We start from the raw sequence: 15,121 nt of genomic DNA on the forward strand, positions 1-15,121 counted from the left end.
CACAGGGGGCACCGCCGTCGCGCTTTCCTGCTGCGGAGCTCAACCCTCGTCCCGGGTGCTCCCGTCCAAGCTGAGCTGGGATTCGAACATCCGGAAGTACCGTCCGCGCAGGGCCACGAGTTCCTTGTGGGTCCCCTGCTCCACAATCCGGCCGTCTTCGAGCATGTAGATGATGTCAGCCTTTTCGATGGTCGCCAGGCGATGGCTGATGGCGATGATCGTGCTGCTGCGGTCGGCAAAGAGCCGGGTGAAGATGCGGTGTTCGGCGAGGGCATCGATCGCGGACGTAGGTTCGTCCATGACCATGAACGAGGCCCGGCGGTAGAAGTTCCGGGCCATGGCGAGCCGCTGCCACTCGCCGCCGGACAAGCCGCTGCCCTTGCGTCCCCTCGGATCCTCCATCCAGTTGCTCACATGGTTGTCGAGGCCGTTGGGCAGCTTGTTGATGAAATCCAGGGCTTCGGCGTCATGCGCGGCTTTGCTGACCCGGGCGTTGTCGCGGGGGTCTTCGACGTCACCGAAATAGATGTTGTCCGCAGCCGTGGCGAATTCGTATTTGAGGAACTCCTGGCTGAGGACAGCGAGGTGGCGGTGCCAGCTCTTGACGTCAAGCGTGCTGAGGTCGACGCCGTCGAGCAGGACCTGCCCCGAGTCGGGGCTGTACAGCCCCGCCAGGATCCGGATGAGTGTCGACTTCCCGGCGCCGTTCTCCCCCACGACCGCGATGTGCTGGCCCTGTTCAATGGTGAGGGAGATGCCCTTGATGACCTCGATGTCGCTTCCGGTGTAGCTGAAGCGGATGTCCTGCAGCTCGACCGTCCGCGGCGCGGCAGCCAGCGCCGGGGCCCTGCGCGAGTGCACTGGAAGGGTCATGAAGAGCTCGTAGTCCTTCAGGTTGGCGAGGTCCTCGTCGATGGAACTCAGCGAGGAAACCAGGTTGCTGGCCGTGGAGAGCGCCCGGCTGACGATCTGCTGCACATAGAGGAACTGGCCCACCGGCTGGGCCCGGGCAATGATCTGCCCCACCACCCAGATCAAGGACACGACCTCCGCACCGTATTGCAAAGCATCCGCCGCCAGTTGCTTGGGAATGTAGCGCTTCTGGAAGTCGAGTCGGCGCCGCTCATCGGCGTCACGCAGGCGCGAACGCAGTTCCATGAGGAAACCGACGATCCCGTACAGGCGCATCTCGGCGATGTGCTGGGGGCGGAGCAGGTTGGTTTCGATCATGCGCCGCTGCCTGCGGGAATCCACCTGCGTATTCCAGTGGGCAATCTGTTCGCGGGACAGCTTGAACTGCAGGTACACGCTGGGGACGATGGCCACCAGCACGATGGCAGCGATCCACCAGCTGACCAGGAGCAACGCCCCGACGGCCAGCACCACGGAGACCAACTGGGTGAAGATGGCGGCGATCCGGTCCAGCACCCGCGCATAGGAATCCGAGAAGCGCTTGGCACGGTCGTAGAGGTCTACGGTCTCTTTGTCGTCGTAGCGCCAGAATTCCAATCCCAGGAAGCGCTCGTACATCTGGTCGCCCACGATGGCGCCCACCCGGAAGCTCATGAGCTGCTGGATGTAGCGGTCCACACTGCTGAAGGCGCCCCAGAACAGTCCCAGCGCCGCAGTGATGATGACATACAGCACGGCCCGCGGGCCGGCGTCGGGATCTCCCGCATAGCCGGCGGCCAGCGCCGTCGTGGTGAGCGAGGCGAAGTAGGTGGTGACGAGCGGCAGCAGCGCCGAAACCAGCGACCCGGCCACCTTCATGATGACCGCGGCGGGCGAGGCCTGGAAACTCACCTTGAGAACCTGCCCGACGGCGCGGGCGTACGGCCGGAGCGCGAGCCTGCGGGGTGGGTCCTTGCTTAGCCGGACAGAGGCCGGGTGCCGCGGTTCCGCGGGCTTTTCAGACATGGCACCAGCCTATCCGCTGCACGCTTAAGCAACTGTTCCCCGCGGATTTCTCCACGGGGAACAGCCGCTTAGGCGGGGTCCGTCAGCGGGAACCGTAGTTCGGCGCCTCGACGGTCATCTGGATGTCGTGCGGGTGCGATTCCTTCAGACCCGCGGCCGTGATGCGGACGAACTTGCCGCGGGCCTTCAGCTCGGGGATGGTCGGCGCACCGGTGTAGAACATGGTCTGGCGCAGGCCGCCGACCAGCTGGTAGGCCACGGAGGACAGCGGTCCGCGGTAGGCGACGCGGCCTTCGATGCCTTCGGGGATGAGCTTGTCGTCACCGGAGACGTCGGCCTGGAAGTAGCGGTCCTTCGAGTACGAGGTGTTCTTGCCGCGGGACTGCATGGCACCGAGGGAGCCCATGCCGCGGTAGCTCTTGTACTGCTTGCCGTTGACGAAGATGAGGTCGCCAGGGGACTCGTCGCAGCCGGCCAGGAGGGAGCCGAGCATCACGGTGTCTGCGCCGGCGACCAGGGCCTTGCCGATGTCGCCGGAGTACTGCAGGCCGCCGTCGGCGATCAGCGGAACACCGGCCGGGATGGCGGCCTTCGCGGATTCGTAGATGGCAGTGATCTGCGGGACGCCGACGCCGGCAACCACGCGGGTGGTGCAGATGGAACCCGGGCCCACGCCCACCTTGATGCCGTCTGCGCCGGCATCGATCAGTGCTTGGGCGCCTTCGCGGGTGGCGGCCTGGCCACCGATGATGTCCACGTGCGCTGCGGCCTTCTCGCCCTTCAGGCGGGCGATCATGTCCAGCACGCCCTGGGAGTGGCCGTTGGCGGTGTCCACGAAGAGCGCATCCACGCCGGCGTCGATCAGGGTCATGGCACGTTCCCAGCCGTCGCCGAAGAAGCCGATGGCGGCGCCGACGCGCAGGCGGCCTTCCTCGTCCTTGGTGGCCAGCGGGTACTGCTCCGCCTTGGTGAAGTCCTTGGTGGTGATGAGGCCCTGGAGGCGGCCCTGCTCGTCGACGAGCGGGAGCTTCTCGATCTTGTTCTTGGCCAGCAGGTCGGACGCTTCTTCGCGGCTGATGCCCACGCGGCCGGTGACCAGGGGCATCTTGGTCATGACTTCGCTGACCAGGCGGGACGGGTACTCGCTCTCCGGAACGAAGCGGGTGTCGCGGTTGGTGATGATGCCCAGCAGGCGGTTGTCGGCGTCGACGACCGGCAGGCCGGAAACCCGGTAGCGCGCACACAGCTGGTCCAGTTCCTGCAGGCTGGCCTCGGGGCCGATGACCAGCGGGTTGGTGATCATCCCGGATTCGGAGCGCTTGACGCGGTCCACATGGTCGGCCTGGTCCGCTATGGCGAGGTTGCGGTGGATGACACCCAGGCCGCCCTGGCGGGCCATGGCGATTGCCATGCGGGACTCGGTGACGGTGTCCATCGCGGCCGAAAGCAACGGGGTCTGGACTGTAATGCGCTTGGAGATGCGGGAGGAAGTATCTGCATCGGACGGGATGACGTCCGTGTGGCCCGGCAGGAGCAGGACGTCGTCGTAGGTCAGGCCTACGAAGCCGAAGGGATCGTGTTCGGGCTGGGTCATGAGTGCGCCTCTTACCGTGTTTCGTGGGGTCTAAAGGGTAGGGGTTGCAACAGATGACCAACCCGTCATTACGGGACTGGCCTGTGCAGGAGGTGGGGCAGGTATTGAGTAAATACTAGAACCTTGCGGACGATCCCCATATTCCACGGCGGCAATGTGAGCAAGCGCACCCGGCCGTCTGCCGCCGTCGGGCGGTATCTGGCCGTCAGACCGTTATTTCCATTTGGTGGCGGCCAGCAGCCGCCGCTCGAACATGGGAATCATGGTCTCCACGTAGGTGCGTGTGAGGTGGTTTTCATCCTTGTAGACGTACACGTTGCCGACCACGGCGGGGCAGACGCCCTTGGCGCAGATGAAGTCGCTCATGTCCATCAGGTAGAGCCCCTTCACCTTGCCGCGGTAGTCGTCCAGCGGCGAGGACGCGGCCAGGGACTTCTCCAGCGGGGTATTGCAGTCCGGCGAGTCCGGGCCCTTTTTCTGAACGCATTCGGGCATGTTGATGGCAAAGCGCGGGTTGTCGCGGATGCCCACGATGTCGATTCCCGCGTCTGCAAAGGGCTTGATGCCTGCCAGGTACCCGGGGACCTCGGTTTCGAAAGGCGCCTCGACGTGGGTCAGGGACGCCACCGTGAACACAGCGTCAGGTTTGTGTTCCAGCACGTACGCCGCACTTGCCTTGTTGAAGTCGTTGCAGTCCTGGGGGCGTTCCGGGGACTCAGCGCCGAAGCGGCAGTTGCCCTTGAAGAGGGTGACGATTTCCCAGCCGTGCTTCTTGGCGATGGGCCCGAGCGCGGCCATGTACTGCTGGGCGTGCGAATCACCGAGCGCCACAATGTGCTTGGTGGGTTTGGCGGCCGGGCTGATCTGCAGGCAGCCCTGGAGCAAAGGGTCGGTGGGCACGTTGGCACCGGTGCACAGTCCGTCCACGTGTGCCCACTCGTCGTCCATCGCGGAGGGGCCGGGGATGATCCTGGCCTCAGGCGTGGGCTTCCCGGCGTTCTCCGGTTTCAGGGCGGCCGCGCCGGGCGTCAGTTCCTTGGGCTGGGCGGCGATGGCCGCGTTCTCCGCGGCGATCATGCCCTGCCAGGCGCTCAGCGGCACCGCGAGCAGGGTGCCGCATGCGGCAATCACGACGGCGGTGCGCCAGGTGCGCAGTTTGGGCCACTTCCACTCGCGGACGGGAGCTTCGACGAAGCGGCTGGTTCCGACGGCCAGCAGGAGGGAGACGGTGAGGATGCCGAGGCCAAGCCATAGGTCCGGGGCGGCCAGGCCGGTGGCCAGGAGGGTGAAGACCAGAAGTGGCCAGTGCCAGAGGTAGAGCGCATAGGAGTGGCCACCCAGCCAGACCAGCGGCTTGGAGCCGAGCACGCGGTCCACGCCAACGCGGCTGCCGCTCTGCCCGGCAACGATGATGGCGGCCGCGGCAAGGGTGGGCCACAGGGCGACGAAGCCCGGGAAGGACCTGTCGACGGTGAGCAGGAGGCCACAGGACAGCATCGCGGCGAGGCCCGTCCAGCCCAGCACCACCCGCAACCAGCGGGGCGGGGAAAGGTACGGCAGGGCCAGCGCCAGCAGCGAGCCCAGGGCGAATTCCCAGAGCCGCGCCCGGGTGTCGAAGTACGCGTAAGCCTGGTTGCTCGCCGTCTGGTCCACCGAGTAGGCCAGGGACACAGCGAACACCGCCGCGAACACGATGACCAGGACACCGCGGTGGCTTGGTCGCCCGAGGGGCGCCAGCGCTCCGCGGAACGGCACCTTGCGAAGGAGCGGAACCGCGATGCCCACGGCGGCGAAGATGATCGGCCACAGGATGAAGACCTGGCCCTGGATGGAGAGCGACCAGAAATGCTGCAACGGGCTCGCGCCGGAATGGTTCTGCGCGTAGTAGTCGACGGCGGCATCGGCCAGTTGCCAGTTCTGCCGGTAGAACAGCGTGGCCCAGGCTTCATCCAGCAGGCCGCCCCAACGTGTCTGCGGGACCAGGACCCACATTCCTGCGAGGACGCCGAGGATCACGACCACCACCGCCGGAAGCAGGCGCTTGAAGACGTGCAGCCAGTGCCCGAGGAGCCGTAGCTCCCGCCCCTCCTCCAGCTTCCTGGTGAAGGACAGGGTCAGGAAAAAGGCCGAGACCAGGAGGAACACGTCGACGCCGCCGGAAACCCTGCCCAACCAGATGTGGTAGCTGGCGACCATGAGGACTGCCAGGGCTCGAAGTCCCTGGACCTCAGGACGGAAGTTGCCTTTCGCCCCCGGGCCGCCCTGTTTGGAGGCAGCCTGCGGTGCCGCGTTTCCCATAGTCATGACCTGTACAGATTCCTCAACGCTCGTAACCCTGACCCCCCAAGGTTACCAATCCGTTACCTGTAGGGGCGAATCCCAAGCACGCTGAGCAAAGTGCAATGCCCGCCTGGACCGATCCGTAACTAGGCTGGGAACAGGGATCGCGCACCTACCGACAGGGGGCCAGGATGATTGTCCAGCTTCGCATTTGCGTCCCGGCCACGTTGTCCGGCACCGTCGTGGACCTCTGCATGGGGCATGCCGGCAGCGCCGAGATCGCGGTCTTCAGGGGTTCCTCGGTGGTTCCAGCCGGCGACATCATCACGGTGCAACTGGCCCGGGAGTCCGTGGAAGGCCTCATGGAGGAACTCCACGGGCTAGGGGTCCCGAAGCTTGGCTCGGTGTCCGCCAGCACGCCCGAGCTCGTGGTGTCGGATCGCGCAGACAAGGCATCGCAGGAGGTTCCAGGCGAGGGTTCGGACGCCGTCATCTGGGATGAAGTTTCGCGCCAGACGGGCGAGGACTCCAGGCTGACCTGGAGCTACCTGGCGTTCCTGGTGATCGCCACCCAGCTGGCCGGCATCGGAATCGTCACCGATTCCACGATCGCGATCGTCGGAGCGATGGTGGTGGGCCCGGAATTCGGACCCCTCGCGGCCCTGGCATTCGGGATCGTGGAGCGCAAATGGGCCATGGTGCGTGCGGCCGCAGTCGCGCTGTGCATCGGATTCCCGGCCGCCATGCTGGTGACCGCCACAGCCGCCTGGCTGTCTGTTCCGCTGGGCCTGTTTCCGAAAGATGCTCTGGACCGCGGCTCGGCGGTGGAATTCATCTACCACCCGGGTCCATATTCGTTGATCGTGGCAGCGCTGGCCGGCGCAGCAGGCATGCTCTCCATGATCAGCCGGCGCTCATCGGCGCTGATCGGCGTCTTCATCTCGGTGACAACCGTCCCGGCCGCCGGGTACATCGCCGTCGCCCTTGTTCTAGGCGAAACCACCAAGGCCGCCGGATCGGCACTGCAGCTGGTGTTGAACCTGGCCGGAATCGTGCTGGCCGCGGCAGCGGTGCTCCTGTTCTTCAAGTTCGCGCAACGGCGCGGCGAAGCAAAGCGCGCCCTCAATAAGACGCCAGCCACCCGGGCAAGGCCCGGAGCCCCGCGGCCACCCCGCCGCTAAGAATCAGCAATTCAGAGGCCGGGAACAGCAGAAGGCCCGGCTCCCCAAAGGGGAACCGGGCCTTGTGGTACGCAATTAGTGGCTGTGGCCTGCGTGTGCGTCCGCGTCCTCAGCCGGCTTCTCGGCGACCAGGGTCTCGGTGGTGAGAACCAGGGCGGCGATGGAAGCAGCGTTGCGGAGTGCGGAGCGGGTGACCTTGACGGGGTCGATCACGCCGGCGGCGATCAGGTCCTCGTACTCACCGGACTTCGCGTTGAAGCCGTGGTTCTCGGGCTGCTCGGACACCTTGGCGACGACGACGTAACCGTCGTAGCCGGCGTTCTGGGCGATCCAGCGCAGCGGCTGGGTCAGCGCGCGGCGGACGATGCCGACGGCGGCAGCCGCGTCACCTTCCAGCTTGTTGACCTGGCGGTCGTCATCCAGTGCCTTGAGGGCGTGGATGAGGGCCGAGCCACCGCCGGAGACGATGCCTTCTTCAAGGGCGGCACGCGTGGAGGACACGGCGTCCTCGATGCGGTGCTTCTTTTCCTTGAGTTCGACCTCGGTTGCTGCGCCGACCTTGATGACACCGATGCCGCCGGCCAGCTTGGCCAGGCGTTCCTGCAGCTTCTCGCGGTCCCAGTCCGAATCGGTGCGGGCCAGTTCGGCGCGCAGCTGGGCAACACGGCCGGCGACGTCTTCGGCAGAGCCTGCACCGTCGACGATGGTGGTGTTGTCCTTGGTGACCGTGATGCGGCGGGCAGAACCGAGGACCTCCAGGCCCACCTGGTCCAGGCTTAGGCCAAGCTCCGGGGAGACAACCTGGGCACCGGCCAGGGTGGCGATGTCCTGCAGCATGGCCTTACGGCGGTCGCCGAAGCCGGGAGCCTTGACGGCCACGACGTTCAGGGTGCCGCGGATGCGGTTCACGATCAGGGTGGACAGTGCCTCGCCGTCGATGTCTTCGGCAATGATGAAGAGCGGCTTGGCGGCCTGCAGGGCCTTCTCCAGCAGCGGCAGGAATTCCTGCAGCGAGGAGATCTTGCCCTGGTTGATCAGGATGAGGGCGTCCTCGAGGACTGCTTCCTGGCGTTCCGCGTCGGTGACGAAGTACGGGGACAGGTAGCCCTTGTCGAACTGCATGCCCTCGGTGAGGACCAGTTCGGTCTGGGTGGTGGAGGATTCCTCGATGGTGATGACGCCGTCCTTGCCCACCTTGCCGAAAGCCTCGGCCAGGAGCTCGCCGACCTCTTCGCTCTGGGCGGAGATGGCGGCGACGTTGGCGACCTGGCTGCCTTCGACTTCGCGGGCGTTGGCCAGCAGGCGTGCGGCAACGGCCTCAACCGCAACCTCGATGCCGCGCTTGATCTCGCCCGGAGCAGCGCCGGCGGCTACGTTGCGCAGGCCTTCCTTGACGAGGGCCTGTGCGAGCACGGTGGCGGTGGTGGTGCCGTCACCGGCAACGTCGTTGGTCTTGGTGGCGACTTCCTTGGCCAGCTGTGCGCCAAGGTTTTCGTACGGGTCGTCCAGCTCGACTTCGCGGGCGATCGTGACACCGTCGTTGGTGATGGTGGGGGCGCCCCACTTCTTGTCCAGCACGACGTTGCGGCCGCGCGGGCCAAGGGTCACCTTGACAGTGTTGGCGAGCTTGTCGATGCCGGCTTCGAGCGAGCGGCGGGCAGCGTCATTGAACGCAAGCTGCTTTGCCATGGTTGTGTCCTTTCAAGACGGAAAACCCGCACCGCGGGCGGCCGGAAATCCGGTCCGGCCTACGGTGCGGGGTCCAGGGAGTTACTTGACGACGATCGCGAGGACGTCGCGGGCGGACAGCACGAGGTACTCGGAGCCACCGGTCTTGACTTCGGTTCCGCCGTACTTGGAGTAGATGACGACGTCGCCGACGGCGACATCGACGGGCACGCGGTTGCCGTTGTCATCGAAGCGGCCGGGGCCTACTGCGACAACTTCGCCTTCCTGCGGCTTTTCCTGGGCGGAGTCCGGGATGACCAGGCCGGAAGCGGTGGTCTGCTCTGCTTCGAGCGGGCGGACAACGATGCGATCCTCGAGAGGCTTAATGGAGACCGACACTCGGATCTCTCCTTTACGTGAGGTAGTACGTGGACTATCAAACCAGGGGTGCCTTGGCGGGCTTGCCGTCGTCGCGGTGCCGGCAAGTGCCTGCGGCATGATTAGCACCCTCCATGGGAGAGTGCTAACTCAGACTCTATGCAAGCGTTAGCACTCGGTCAAGGTGAGTGCCAGCGTTTCGTCCTTGGGTGAACAGGGTGCCGCCTCACGGCTACTGGCCGGCGAGGTCCTCGAAGTCCACGTCTTCGCCGTTGTCCTCGTCGCCTTCCTGCACGGCAGTGCGGTTCAGGTACAGCACGACGCTGCCCGCGAGGGCGGCAAGGGCGGACAGGACCAGCACCACGAGGGCACCGATCCGGACCCCCGCGTAGCTTTCGCGGATGTCCTTGGCCTCCTGGGTGGCATCCTGGACGCTCTTGCCGGTCATTGAATAGGCGGCGGCATTGAAGGAATCAAGGAAGAAGACGATGATCAGCAAGACGATGCAGACGACGGCGACGGCAGCTCCGGCGATCACGGCGGGACGGGCGTAGACGGCCAGACGGGCAGGAATCCTGCTGCCCCGGCGGGGAGTCGGTGTGGAGTCTTCGGGCTGGCGGCTGATGCTGTCTTCCATGCAATCAACCCTAGCCGTCCGGCAGTACCGCCGCCCGGGTGCGGGAGGACGCGAGGGAGAAACCCCACAAAGCCGGCAAGTAGGCTGGAGGGCATGCCCCACAGCCCCCAGGCGCCGGATGCCGCGGCCCCACAGGACCAGATCGCCCCCTTGCTGACCACGGAAGGCTGGGAATTGCTCGCCTCGCTGGGCCCGTACCGCGAGAGCGAATCCCTGGCCTTGAACACGGGCCTCCGCAAGGCCGGGCACTCCCCCGAGTTGGTCTCCGCCGTCCTCACGCAGTCGAGGCTGCGGACCCGGGCGGAAGCGAAGTTCGGCGAATTCGCCCGGCAGATGCTCTTCACCCAGGCCGGCCTGGAGCAGGCGACGCGCCTCACGGTGGCCGCCCGCCATGCCGAACGCTTCGCCGCAGCAGGCACCTCACATGTAGCAGACCTGGGTTGCGGGCTCGGCGCCGATTCGATGGCGCTGGCGTCCCTGGACATCCCGGTCACGGCCGTCGAGCTCGACGAAGCCACGGCGGCCTGTGCCACGATCAATCTGATGCCGTTCCCGCACGCCTCCGTTGTCCATGCCGATGCCACCTCGGTGCCCCTGGACGGGATCGACGGCGTGTGGCTGGACCCCGCACGCCGCACCACCTCGACGTCGGGCACTACCCGGATCTGGGACCCGGAGGAATTCTCCCCGCCCCTGTCCTTCGTGGAGTCATTGGCCGCATCCGGCAAGTCGGTGGGGGTCAAGATGGGGCCCGGAATGCCGCACGAGTCGGTTCCCGCGGACTGCGAGGCGCAGTGGGTTTCGGTGGCCGGCGACGTCACCGAGGTGGCCCTGTGGTTCAACAAGGTGGCCCGGCCCGGAATCCGCCGAGCCGCCCTGCTGCTCGGCCCGCGCGGCGCCGCCGAGATCACCAGCGGCGAGGATTTCGACGCCGGCCCGGTCCCCGCCGTCGGGCCCGTTGAGGGCTACCTCTACGAGCCGGACGGTGCGGTGATCCGCGCGGGACTGGTTGCCGACGTCGCACTCCGCCTGGGCGGGCACCTGCTGGACGAACACATCGCGTACATCTGCGCTCCCGGACTGGTGGACACACCGTTCGCCCGCGCCTACAAGGTGCTGGAGACGATGCCGCTGAACGTCAAGGCGCTCAAGGCCTGGGTGAAGGCACAGGGCATCACCACCCTGGACATCAAGAAGCGCGGCGTCTCCATCACGCCAGAAGAGCTCCGGAAACAACTGCTGCCCGGCGGTGGTTCCGCGAAGTCCAAGTCGGCAGCGAAAGGCAAGGCCGGCAAATCCGCCACGCTGGTCCTGACGCGGATCGGCGACGAACGGACCGCCGTCGTCGTCGAACCGGTCGTCGTCGAACCAGTCTGACGCGCCAGGCCCCGCGCTACTGCTCCCGCACGAATGCTTCGGCTGCGGCCACCTGGGCGGCGCTCGGCGTAATGCCGGTGTACAGGACGAACTGCTCGAGGGCCTGGATGGTGGCGACCTCGGCGCCGCTGATCACCGTTTTGCCGGCGGCGCGGCCGGCCTTGATGAGCGGCGTTTCGGCGGGGAGCGCGACGACGTCGAACACCACCTGCGCGGCTGTGACGGCCGCTTCCGGGAAGGACAGGGCGTCCGCCTCGGGTCCGCCGGCCATGCCGATCGGCGTGACATTGACGATAACGTCCGCGGTGCTGTCACCCGGCTCGGCCTGCCACGCGAAACCGTAGAGATCCGCGAGCGCACGGCCGGCTTCTTCCTTGCGGGCCACGATGGTGACTTTGGTGAATCCGGCGTCGCGGAAGGCCGCCGCGGTGGCCTTGGCCATGCCGCCCGCACCACGCAGGAGCACGGACGAGTCCGGGCTGATGGCGTTGCGTTCGATCAGCTGGGCGATGGCGGTGTAGTCGGTGTTGTAGGCGGTCAGCACGCCGGAGTCGTTCACGATGGTGTTGACCGAGTCAATGGCCGAGGCCGAGGCGTCCATCCGGTCCACCAGGGCGATGACGTCTTCCTTGTACGGCATGGACACTGCGCAGCCGCGGATGCCCAGGCCCCGCACGCCGGAGATCGCATTCGCGAGGTCGGTGGGGGCAAAGGCCTTGTAGATCCAGTTCAGGCCGAGTTCCTCGTACAGGAAGTTGTGGAAACGCGTCCCGTTATTGCTTGGGCGGACCGAAAGCGAGATGCAGAGGGTCATGTCCTTGTTCAGGATCGGCATGGGGACTTCCTTCGTCTGGCAGGGGCTCTGCGCCCCAGCCTAACTTGGGCGGGGCGCCGCACTGCCACGGCCGGTGCCCCCGCGATCGGAGGCACCGACCGTTACCCGGACAGTCCGGCTAGCCCTGGCGGGCCTTGAAGCGCGGGTTCAGTTTGTTGATGACAAAGGTTTTCCCGCGGCGCCGCACCACCTGTGCGCCCGGGACCTTCTTGAGTGCGCGCAGCGAATTCCTGACCTTCATGTTTCTCCTTCTCTTGCGGTTGTTACAGGGTGGCTTCAAGTTCGAACGGGTCATCCAGCTCCCGGAAGTCCCGCAGCATCTCCTCTTCGCTGAGGGCGCAGCCGTCCAGCAGCCCGCGGATTTCTTCGGCGTCCACATCCTCGCCCCGTCCGGTGACCGCGAGTACGGTGCCGCGGTCGCCGAACCGCGGATGCCAGCCAAGGGCGGCGTCGACGTCGGACATTCCGGCGGGCAGCGGCTCCGGCCGGTCGGCGATCCACTGGCCGGTGCTTTCCATCCACACCCGGGGCCCGACGCCATGGACGGCGATCCGGGTCCGGGCCGCCGACGCGATCCACAGCCGGCCGCGCATCCAGTGGGAACCTGCGGCCAATTGCGGCAGCGCCGCCCGGAAGCGGCCCGGGTGCAACGGGCGCTCAACCTTGTGGAGGACCGTGCGGAAGCTGCCGGATTCGCTGGCCAGCGGGATGCGCACCGAGCCGCGCCGGGTCCGCGCCGCTGCTTCACGGCCGTCATAGCAACCGGGACGGAACGTCTCGGTACGCCCGACCACGGCGGCGTGCGGCGCCAGTTGGGCCAGCAGTTCCGTGCCCTGCCGCCATGGCTCGCTGCCCTCCCGCTCATTGCCGTCGAGCGCCGCGCCGAGCCCGGGATGAATCAGCACGGTGTCCGCGTGGGTGAGCTCCCCCACCAGGAATTCGCCGCTGGTCCTTTCGTCGTCCGGCATGGCCGTGAACCCGGATTCGTAGAGGGTGTGCTTGTCCCAGATGTGGTCTTCCAGTTCCGCGGGGTCGAGGGCAAGGACGGCGTTGTCTACGACCGCTTCCCCGCCAAGGCCCCGGCTGACCTCCGCCACGGCCATCTCCACGGACACCCCCGGCGGCAGCGCCAGCACCGCATGCCCGTAACCAAGGCCGGCGAGCCGCTCCACCGTGGGCACGACGTCCAGCTTGACGGTGCAGCTGAGGCAGCCGTGTTCCAGCACGGTTTCCGCCTGCTCCAGCAGCCGGCCGCCGCGGAAGACCCGGCGCAGGACGACGGAGCCATCGAGGAGGTCGTGGAAGACGGTTACGGAATCGGGATGCCCCTGGTCGAGCCGGCCGGCCGCGGCTTCACGGCAGCGGCTGTCCAGGGAACTGACAACGGAAAGATGCATTGCCTCAGCCTATATGCAAATCATTCTCATTAGCAAGGACCTGTGGTTGTCGCCATGTTTCTCCTTACGGCGGAGGCACGCAAGCGCTGCACTAGACTTGGAGCATCCACTGAGGGGCCCCACAGTGGGCATCGCCCGGGGGACTTGGACACACTAGAGGGGACCTTCGTGCAGATTGATTTCGCTTCATCCAGGCAATCGACCCTGGGAGTGGAATGGGAGCTTGCGCTCGTCAACGCGCGCACCGGCGAACTGGTTTCCGTCGCCAACGAAGTCCTCCGCGGCGTCGCCGCCCAGCACCCCGAGCTGAACGAGGACGACGAGCACCCGCACATCAAGCGCGAGCTGCTGCTGAACACCGTGGAACTCGTCACCGGAATCTGCACCACGGTCCGGGAAGCCAAAGACGACCTGGCCCGCTCATTGAAGGCCGTCCGCGAGGTCACCGATCCCATGGGCGTGGAACTGTTCTGCGCCGGCAGCCACCCCTTCAGCCCCCCGCAGCTCCAGCCCGTCACGGACAAGGAACGCTACGCCAAGCTGATCGACCGCACCCAGTGGTGGGGCCGCCAAATGGTCATCTACGGCGTACACGTCCACGTAGGCCTGGACAGCCGCGACAAGGTCCTTCCCGTCCTCGACGGGCTGGTCAACTACTTCCCGCATTTCCAGGCACTGTCCGCCTCCAGCCCGTTCTGGGGCGGCGAAGACACCGGCTACGCGTCGCAGCGCGCCCTGATGTTCCAGCAGCTGCCCACCGCCGGCCTGCCCTTCCAGTTCCCGGACTGGGCCGAATACGAGTCCTACGTGCAGGACATGTTCACCACCGGGGTGATCGACACCCTGTCCGAGATCCGCTGGGACATCCGGCCCGTCCCGAACCTCGGCACCATCGAGATGCGCATCTGCGACGGCCTGGCCAGCCTCGAGGAGGTCGGCGCGATCGCCGCGCTGACCCAATGCCTGGTGCACGAGTTCTCCACCATCCTGGACAACGGCGGCACCATTCCGACCATGCCGCCATGGCACGTCCAGGAGAACAAGTGGCGCGCGGCGCGCTACGGCATGGAAGCCATCATCATCCTCGACGCCGAAGGCAACGAGCAGTTGGTCACGGAGCACCTCAGGGAGACCCTCGACCGGCTGGCCCCCGTCGCTGCGAAGCTCGGCTGCGAAGAGGAGCTGGCCGACGTCGCGAAGATCATCGCCCGCGGCGCCGGTTACCAGCGCCAGCGCCGCGTCGCGGCAGAGCACGACGGCGACCTGCAGGCGGTGGTCCTGGACCTCGTACAGCAGATGCGCGCCGGCTAAGCCCCGCTCACCCCCTTTCTCTCACGCCGAAGTCGCCGGAGAACTGCCCGGTCGCCGGAACTTTTCAGCGACCCCGCAGGCCTCCGGCGACTTCGGCGTTAAGACCCCTTGCGCTTCCACTACTTAGCGCTACTATGTACTAGTAGCTAGTAACACTGAGTACTAGTAGCTAGTAACACCAAGTAGTTAGGAGGTGGCCGCATGGGCAAGCAGATGACCGAGATGCTCAAGGGCACGCTGGAGGGCATCGTCCTCGCCCTGCTGACCGGGAAACCGGCCTACGGCTACGAGATCACCACCCTGCTCCGGGACCAGGGGTTCACCGACATCGCCGAGGGCACCGTCTATGCGCTGCTGGTGCGGATCGAGCAGAAGGGGCTCGTCGACGTCGAGAAGCGGCCGTCCGAAAAAGGACCGCCGCGCAAGGTGTATTCACTCAACCAGCAGGGCAAGCAGGAACTTGAAGAGTTCTGGAGGACGTGGAGCTTCCTCGCAGAACGCATCGAACAGCTCCAAAGTATCGACCCAAGCAAGGGAGAGAACTGA

Annotated in this window: 13 protein-coding genes; 4 read left to right on the forward strand and 9 right to left on the reverse strand. The window is 66.3% G+C overall.

All coding sequences use genetic code 11. The features are described from left to right. Window positions 1-39: 39 nt before the first annotated feature. The 3 genes from ACZ9CK_RS12520 to ACZ9CK_RS12530 form a co-directional block, all read right to left on the reverse strand. Window positions 40-1,917, reverse strand: a complete 1,878-nt coding sequence (locus ACZ9CK_RS12520; protein WP_476050099.1) for an ABC transporter ATP-binding protein — start codon at window positions 1,915-1,917, stop codon at window positions 40-42. Between the two features lie 82 nt (window positions 1,918-1,999). After that, window positions 2,000-3,511, reverse strand: coding sequence for an IMP dehydrogenase (guaB, locus tag ACZ9CK_RS12525; RefSeq protein WP_426298933.1), 1,512 nt, complete (start codon window positions 3,509-3,511; stop codon window positions 2,000-2,002). A gap of 213 nt (window positions 3,512-3,724) precedes the next feature. Beyond that, complete coding sequence (locus ACZ9CK_RS12530; RefSeq protein ID WP_476050902.1) at window positions 3,725-5,809, reverse strand: SGNH hydrolase domain-containing protein; 2,085 nt, start codon at window positions 5,807-5,809, stop codon at window positions 3,725-3,727. A gap of 173 nt (window positions 5,810-5,982) precedes the next feature. Between ACZ9CK_RS12530 and ACZ9CK_RS12535 the strand changes: the two genes are divergently transcribed. After that, complete coding sequence (locus tag ACZ9CK_RS12535; RefSeq protein WP_476050100.1) at window positions 5,983-6,972, forward strand: DUF389 domain-containing protein; 990 nt, start codon at window positions 5,983-5,985, stop codon at window positions 6,970-6,972. Between the two features lie 75 nt (window positions 6,973-7,047). Here the strand turns inward: ACZ9CK_RS12535 and groL are convergent, their stop codons facing one another. From groL to ACZ9CK_RS12550, 3 genes are all read right to left on the reverse strand, one after another. Continuing rightward, entirely contained in the window at window positions 7,048-8,661 is a 1,614-nt protein-coding gene (gene groL, locus ACZ9CK_RS12540) for a chaperonin GroEL (RefSeq protein ID WP_476050101.1), read from the reverse strand. 81 nt (window positions 8,662-8,742) lie between these two features. After that, complete coding sequence (gene groES, locus ACZ9CK_RS12545; RefSeq protein WP_070347908.1) at window positions 8,743-9,039, reverse strand: co-chaperone GroES; 297 nt, start codon at window positions 9,037-9,039, stop codon at window positions 8,743-8,745. Window positions 9,040-9,250: 211 nt separating this feature from the next. Further along, a complete protein-coding gene (locus ACZ9CK_RS12550) occupies window positions 9,251-9,655 on the reverse strand; it encodes a hypothetical protein (protein WP_426298942.1) in 405 nt (134 codons plus the stop codon). Window positions 9,656-9,748: 93 nt separating this feature from the next. On the opposite strand from ACZ9CK_RS12550, the gene ACZ9CK_RS12555 reads away from it, so the two are divergent. After that, window positions 9,749-11,032 (forward strand): THUMP-like domain-containing protein, encoded by a 1,284-nt coding sequence (locus ACZ9CK_RS12555; RefSeq protein WP_476050102.1) that lies wholly within the window; start codon window positions 9,749-9,751, stop codon window positions 11,030-11,032. A 16-nt stretch (window positions 11,033-11,048) separates the two neighbouring features. On the opposite strand, the gene ACZ9CK_RS12560 is transcribed toward ACZ9CK_RS12555, so the two are convergent. The 3 genes from ACZ9CK_RS12560 to ACZ9CK_RS12570 form a co-directional block, all read right to left on the reverse strand. Continuing rightward, window positions 11,049-11,867 carry a shikimate 5-dehydrogenase gene (locus ACZ9CK_RS12560; protein ID WP_426298946.1) on the reverse strand — a complete coding sequence of 273 codons (819 nt, stop codon included), beginning with the start codon at window positions 11,865-11,867 and terminating at the stop codon, window positions 11,049-11,051. A 118-nt stretch (window positions 11,868-11,985) separates the two neighbouring features. Beyond that, window positions 11,986-12,108, reverse strand: a complete 123-nt coding sequence (ykgO, locus tag ACZ9CK_RS12565; RefSeq protein ID WP_426298948.1) for a type B 50S ribosomal protein L36 — start codon at window positions 12,106-12,108, stop codon at window positions 11,986-11,988. Between the two features lie 22 nt (window positions 12,109-12,130). After that, window positions 12,131-13,264: a GTP-binding protein gene (locus ACZ9CK_RS12570; protein ID WP_476050103.1), complete on the reverse strand. Its 1,134-nt coding sequence runs from the start codon at window positions 13,262-13,264 to the stop codon at window positions 12,131-12,133. A gap of 168 nt (window positions 13,265-13,432) precedes the next feature. Here ACZ9CK_RS12570 and ACZ9CK_RS12575 point away from each other — a divergent pair, with 168 nt between their 5' ends. Further along, the gene (locus ACZ9CK_RS12575) at window positions 13,433-14,575 is read left to right on the forward strand and encodes a glutamate--cysteine ligase (RefSeq protein ID WP_426298952.1); all 1,143 of its coding nucleotides are present in this window, start codon (window positions 13,433-13,435) and stop codon (window positions 14,573-14,575) included. A 201-nt stretch (window positions 14,576-14,776) separates the two neighbouring features. Beyond that, entirely contained in the window at window positions 14,777-15,121 is a 345-nt protein-coding gene (locus ACZ9CK_RS12580) for a PadR family transcriptional regulator (RefSeq protein WP_426298954.1), read from the forward strand.

This window comes from Arthrobacter sp. TE26545 (assembly GCF_056279005.1).

What these genes read in the sequence shown, in the direction of transcription:
- ACZ9CK_RS12570 (WP_476050103.1), bottom strand. Translation starts at nt 13,264, where the DNA reads ATGCATCTTTCCGTTGTCAGTTCCCTGGACAGCCGCTGCCGTGAAGCC.
- ACZ9CK_RS12530 (WP_476050902.1), bottom strand. Translation starts at nt 5,809, where the DNA reads ATGGGAAACGCGGCACCGCAGGCTGCCTCCAAACAGGGCGGCCCGGGG.
- ykgO (WP_426298948.1), bottom strand. Translation starts at nt 12,108, where the DNA reads ATGAAGGTCAGGAATTCGCTGCGCGCACTCAAGAAGGTCCCGGGCGCA.
- ACZ9CK_RS12560 (WP_426298946.1), bottom strand. Translation starts at nt 11,867, where the DNA reads ATGCCGATCCTGAACAAGGACATGACCCTCTGCATCTCGCTTTCGGTC.
- ACZ9CK_RS12550 (WP_426298942.1), bottom strand. Translation starts at nt 9,655, where the DNA reads ATGGAAGACAGCATCAGCCGCCAGCCCGAAGACTCCACACCGACTCCC.
- ACZ9CK_RS12535 (WP_476050100.1), top strand. Translation starts at nt 5,983, where the DNA reads ATGATTGTCCAGCTTCGCATTTGCGTCCCGGCCACGTTGTCCGGCACC.
- groL (WP_476050101.1), bottom strand. Translation starts at nt 8,661, where the DNA reads ATGGCAAAGCAGCTTGCGTTCAATGACGCTGCCCGCCGCTCGCTCGAA.
- ACZ9CK_RS12555 (WP_476050102.1), top strand. Translation starts at nt 9,749, where the DNA reads ATGCCCCACAGCCCCCAGGCGCCGGATGCCGCGGCCCCACAGGACCAG.
- ACZ9CK_RS12580 (WP_426298954.1), top strand. Translation starts at nt 14,777, where the DNA reads ATGGGCAAGCAGATGACCGAGATGCTCAAGGGCACGCTGGAGGGCATC.
- ACZ9CK_RS12520 (WP_476050099.1), bottom strand. Translation starts at nt 1,917, where the DNA reads ATGTCTGAAAAGCCCGCGGAACCGCGGCACCCGGCCTCTGTCCGGCTA.
- guaB (WP_426298933.1), bottom strand. Translation starts at nt 3,511, where the DNA reads ATGACCCAGCCCGAACACGATCCCTTCGGCTTCGTAGGCCTGACCTAC.